General features: G+C 72.6%; 5 protein-coding genes and 1 pseudogene. 5 read left to right on the plus strand and 1 reads right to left on the minus strand.

The window, feature by feature from the left end; genetic code table 11:
- From K206_RS43720 to serA, 3 genes are all read left to right on the plus strand, one after another.
- A partial coding sequence (locus K206_RS43720; RefSeq protein WP_043366754.1) for a hypothetical protein occupies window positions 1-353 on the plus strand: 353 nt, incomplete at its 5' end.
- A gap of 58 nt (window positions 354-411) precedes the next feature.
- On the plus strand, window positions 412-1,155 hold the full coding sequence (locus K206_RS0115895; RefSeq protein WP_196812884.1) for a hypothetical protein: 744 nt from the start codon (window positions 412-414) through the stop codon (window positions 1,153-1,155).
- Window positions 1,156-1,334: 179 nt separating this feature from the next.
- A complete protein-coding gene (gene serA / locus K206_RS0115900; protein ID WP_020203382.1) occupies window positions 1,335-2,546 on the plus strand; it encodes a phosphoglycerate dehydrogenase in 1,212 nt (403 codons plus the stop codon).
- A gap of 63 nt (window positions 2,547-2,609) precedes the next feature.
- Here the strand turns inward: serA and K206_RS41145 are convergent.
- A pseudogene (locus K206_RS41145) lies at window positions 2,610-2,774 on the minus strand (H-NS family nucleoid-associated regulatory protein); the annotation flags it as partial.
- Window positions 2,775-3,690: 916 nt separating this feature from the next.
- On the opposite strand from K206_RS41145, the gene K206_RS0115910 reads away from it, so the two are divergent.
- Both K206_RS0115910 and K206_RS0115915 read left to right on the plus strand, forming a co-directional pair.
- Entirely contained in the window at window positions 3,691-3,993 is a 303-nt protein-coding gene (locus K206_RS0115910; protein WP_020203384.1) for a DUF3649 domain-containing protein, read from the plus strand.
- The coding region (locus K206_RS0115915; protein WP_020203385.1) for a PepSY domain-containing protein at window positions 3,990-5,364 on the plus strand (1,375 nt) is incomplete at its 3' end. The genes K206_RS0115910 and K206_RS0115915, both read left to right, overlap by 4 nt.

Genomic DNA, 5,364 nt, shown 5'->3' on the forward strand with positions numbered 1-5,364 from the left:
TGCCGCCGGCGGCGCCGCAACCGCTGCCGGCCGGCACGCAGGACCGGCAACTGACCGGCGCCGAGCTGGCCGCGCATTTCACGCATCTCGGGCGCGTGGACGCCACCGCGCCGTCCGGCATCACGCTGTGGCTGAACATCCGCGAGAGCGGCGAGCTGGACGTGACCAATGCCGTCAGCCGCGGCTACTCGCCGGGCCGCTACCGTATCGAGCCGGACAGCGGCCAGGTCTGCATCGACATGGACAACCCCAAGTTCAGGACCATGCAGACGTGCTACCGGCTGACCGAGGCCGGCGGGCGCTACGTGATGCGCTCGGTCTCCAGCCCCTATTACTTTTCCTACGTGAAATAACGTGAAACAGCACGGCACGCCCTCCCTGTCCTGCCCTCCGTCCACGGGCATGCATTCCATGCGTCGCGCCGCCACGGCCGCCGCCGTGGCCGCCGCCCTGCTGCTCGGCGGCTGCGCGCCGGCGACCGTCGGCGTCTCCACGCGCGCCACCGACTACAGCGGCAAACCCACGCGCCTGTACGTGGTGGGCATGACCGGCATGGGCTGGGACAGCGATTTCTCGCAGGCCTTCGCCGCCAAGTTCCGCGAGGTGGCCGGGCAGTGCGGCGTGGCGGCGGCCTATGACGAGCTGTCCGGCCTGGAGCTGGACCCGAACGCCATCAACGGCCGCATGCGCGCGTTCCACGCCGACGCGCTGCTCACCATCTCCAGCGGCGGCGGCGTGCTCAGCGCCTACGGCCAGCGCCTGTCGATCCGCTACGCCAGCACGCTGACCGACGTCCGGCTGCGGCGCCCGGTCTGGAAGGGCCAGTACACCTTCAGCCGCGGCTCCACGGCGATCCCGATCGAGGAACGCGCCGCGGTGTTCGCCATCGACCTCACCAACAACCTGAAGAAAGACGGTTTCCTGAACGGCTGCGCGCCGATCGCGCTGGGCCAGAACGGCCGGCTGGACCCGGCGGCGGTGCCGGTGATCGTGCATGGCGCGCCCATCCGGCCGCCCGTGGCGGCGGACGGCGCGGGCGCCGCGGTGGTGGCGCACGGCCCGGCCGCGGGTCAGGCGCCCGCCAACCCGGCCGCCACGCCGGGCGTGCCCGGCGGCGCGACGCTGCGCGACCTGCAGGACCTGCTGCCGAAGTAAGCGGGCGCCGCGCGCCTCCCGAGGCACACCGCCTTTGCCATTGGCGGCAATGTGGGTGTTCTGTGCGCGGCAGCCGCCTGCGTTACCATGACGGTCCCGGTTTCTCGCCGTGCCCGCGCCCGGCACCGCGCGCGCCGCCCGCCTCCGCTTCCGCCATTGCCGCCACTCCCGCCATCGCCATGACTTCTGCTCTCCTGCTCGAAAACATCCACGACACCGCCGTAGAACGCTTCAAGGAAGCGCTCGTCACCGTGGAGCGCCGCAGCGGCGCGCTCGCCGGCGAAGAACTGCACCGCGCGCCGCAGGCGCACCAGATCCTCGGCATCCGCTCCGCCACGCACCTGGGCGCGCCGGAGATCGAGGCCGCCCGCCACTTGCTGGCCATCGGCTGCTTCTGCATCGGCACCTCGCAGGTCGACCTCGACGCGGCCGCGCGCGCGGGCATGCCGGTGTTCAACGCGCCGTTCTCGAACACGCGCTCGGTGGCCGAGCTGGTGATCGCCGAGGCCATCCTGCTGCTGCGCCGCGTGCCGGAGAAGAACACGCTCGCGCACGCAGGCAAGTGGGCCAAGGGCGCCAGCGGCTCGTTCGAGGCGCGCGGCAAGACCATCGCCATCGTCGGCTACGGCAACATCGGCTCGCAGGTGGGCGTGCTGGCCGAGGCGATGGGCATGCGGGTGGTGTACTACGACGTGCAGGCCAAGCTGTCGCTGGGCTCGGCGCGCGCGGCGCGCTCGCTGGCCGACGCGGTGTCGCACGCGGACATCGTGACGCTGCACGTGCCGGCCACCGCGCAGACGAAGAAGATGATCGACGCCGCCGTGCTGCGCCAGTTCAAGCGCGGCGCGATCCTCATCAATGCCTCGCGCGGCACCGTGGTGGACATCGAGGCGCTGCGCGCGGCCTGCGACGACAACCACATCGCCGGCCTGGCCATCGACGTGTTCCCCGAGGAGCCGAAGACCAACGCCGACCGCTTCACCAGCCCGCTGCAGGGCGTGCCCAACGCCATCCTGACGCCGCACATCGGCGGCAGCACGGAAGAGGCGCAGGAAAACATCGGCACCGAGGTCGCCACCAAGCTGATCGCCTTCCTGCGCACCGGCGACACCGTCGGCGCGGTCAACTTCCCCGAGGTGAGCCCGGGCCCGCTGACCTCGCCGGCGCGGCTGCTCAACGTGCACGGCAACGCGCCGGGCGCGCTGGCCGCGCTCAACACGCTGCTCGCGCGCGACGGCGTCAACATCGTGGCGCAGCACCTGCAGACGCGCGGGGAAATGGGCTATGTGGTGACCGATCTCGACAAGGCGCCGTCGGCCGAACTGGTGGCCGCGCTGGACCAGGAAAGCGCGTTCATCCGCTGCCGCGTGCTGCGCAACGAGCAGGGCTGACGCGAACGCCGCGGCGGCAGGCCGGCGGCCCGCCGCCGACGCACGCGGACCGGTCCGCGCGGATCAGCTCACGCGGAAATGCTCGACCGACTGGCCGGCATTGACCGCGCGCACCAGCCATGAGGGCATCGCGCCCTCGCCGTCCCACACCTGGCCTTCGGCGTTGCGGTAGCGGCGCGCGGGGGTGGCGGAAGGTGCGGCTGAGGGCGCGGCGGCCGGCGCCGGTTCGGCCTGCGCCTCGCGCGGCGGCCGGCTGGCCGGCGCGTCTGCCCGCGCACTCATCCGCTCATCCTTCCGCTCGATCTTCCCTCCGGCTTCCGGCTGCGCCGAAACCTCGGCCGGCGCCGCGGCCGGCATAGCCAGCGCCGCCTGGGCGTTGGCCGCGTTCTGCTGGCCCAGCCGTTTCTTGCGCTGCTGCCGCGGCGTCGCCGGCGGCGCGGTGACGGGCGCCGCCGGCAGCAGGCCGGCGGTCGGGCCGAGCGGCTCCACGACCAGCGTTGCGGCCGGCCTGGCCGCCGCAGGCGCCTGCTCCGCTGCCGGCGCATCCACCGCCTCATCCTCCACACCCTCCACACCCGCCGCCGGCGCCGCTGCCGCGAGCGCGGCCTCGATGTCCTCGGCGGTGATGCCCAGCCGCTCCATCTGGACCCGGATCCAGACAATGGCTGCGACTCTCTTCACGTCGGGGGAAACGTCGGCCGAGACATCGGCGGGAACGGCCGGAGGAAGGTCCGAAGGAAGGTCCGATGAAGGGTCCGGTGAGGCGGCGGGGGCGATAGCGATAGACACGATTAAAAACCAATAGAAGATGCGGGTAGACGGTTCATCATGCGGCGCTCTGCGCACACCCCTGACCCTGAAGCTCGCACATGATAGCCGAGCGCGGAAGCCGCCTCCCCGGACGGCACGAATGCCCGCCGGGCGGCGGCCGCGAGCGGCCTCTCCCCCTGCGCGAAAGCCACCGCGAAGCTGCTGGAAATCACACAATTCAAATGAGAACGATTATCATATGCGGCTTGCGCGCGGCGGCCGGCCACCGCGCAACGCTGCCGCCTCCATAGGACATATAGCCAATGCCTCGCCTCATTTCCACCGCCTCGCGAACAACTGTCGTGCCCGGCACGGCCGCCCCGGAGGCGCGCGCATGCGCCTGAGCCGCAACGGCCGCTATCGCCTCGGCGTGGCCTCGCGCGTGGTGGCCGCCATCGGCGGCTGCTACGTGCTGGCGGCGCTGGCCACCGGCCTGCTGGCGGTGGTGCTGCCGATGCCGCCGGCCGAGGCGGTGATGACCGCCACGCTGCTGTCGTTCTCGCTGTACGCATGCGCCGTGCTGTGGGTGTTCGCCGTGGGCAGCGCATGGCGCGCGTGGACCGGGCTGGGGGTGGCCGCCGCCGTCCTCGGCACCATCCTCGCGGCCGCGCTGGCCGCCGTGCGGAGCGGCGCATGAGGGCCGGCCTGCGCCAGTCGATGGCGTGGCTGCATGGCTGGTCCGGCCTGCTGGTGTGCTGGGTGCTGCTGCTGGTGTTCTGCGGCGGCACGGCCAGCTACTTCAAGGACGAGATCACGCTGTGGATGAAACCGGAGCTGCACCGCGCGGCGGCCGCGCCGGTGCCGCCCGCCGAGGCCGCCGCCCGCGCGGTGGCGTTCCTGCAGCGCAACGCGCCGCGCTCGCCGCGCTGGTTCATCAGCCTGCCCGACGAGCGCAGCCCGGTGACGCAGGTGCTGTGGATCCGCGCGCCCGGCGAGCCCGGCTCCGGCATCGGCGGCAGCCGCGGCCGCTTCGAAAGCCGCACGCTGGACCCCGCCACCGGCGCCTTCCTCGGCACCGTGCGCGACACGCGCGGCGGCGAGTTCCTCTACCGCCTGCACTTCGACCTGTACTACATGCAGCCGCTGTGGGCGCGCTGGATCATCGGCGCGTGCGCGATGTGCATGCTGGTGGCCATCCTCAGCGGCGTCATCACGCACCGGCGCATCTTCCAGGACATCTTCACGTTCCGCCCGCGCAAGGGCCAACGCTCGTGGCTCGACGCGCACAACGCCACCGCCGTGCTGGCCCTGCCGTTCCACCTGATGATCACATACACCGGGCTGGTGACGCTGATGTTCATGTACATGCCGTGGGGCGTGCAGACGGCCTACCGCGGCGACCTGCAGGCCTTCAACAACGAAGCCTTCGGCCGCGCGCCGCTGGGCAAGCCCAGCGGCCAGGCCGCGCCGCTGGTGCCGGTGGCGCCGCTGGTCGCGCAGACCATGCGGCACTGGAACGGCGCCGGACCGAGCCGCGTGGCGATCACGCTGGCCGGCGACGCCAACGCCACCGTCACCATCTCGCGCGGCAGCGCCGGCGCGCTGTCCGTCGACGAGCCGTCGATGCGCTTCGACGGCGCCACCGGCAAGCTGGTCGCCACCAGCGGCGACGCGCCGGCACCCGCCAGCCAGACGCGCGGCGTGATGGTCGGCCTGCACGAGGCGCATTTCGCCGGGCCGCTGCTGCGCGCGCTGTTCTTCGTCAGCGGGCTGTCGGGCTGCGTGATGGTCGCCACCGGCGCGCTGCTGTGGGGCGTGAAGACGCGCCAGCGGCAGGCCAAGGCGCTGGCCGCCGGCGCCCGCCCCTCGTTCGGACTGCGGCTGGTGGACGCGCTCAACATCGGCGCCGTCGCCGGCCTGCCGATCGCGTTCGCGGCCTACTTCTGGGCCAACCGGCTGCTGCCGGTGGCGATGGCCCACCGCCCCGACGCCGAGATCCGCGCGTTCTTCGCCGCCTGGGCGGTGGCCGCGGTGCTGGCGCAGCTGCACCCCGCGCGCGCCATGTGGC

This window comes from Cupriavidus sp. WS (assembly GCF_000395345.1).
Taxonomy (GTDB): domain Bacteria; phylum Pseudomonadota; class Gammaproteobacteria; order Burkholderiales; family Burkholderiaceae; genus Cupriavidus; species Cupriavidus basilensis_B.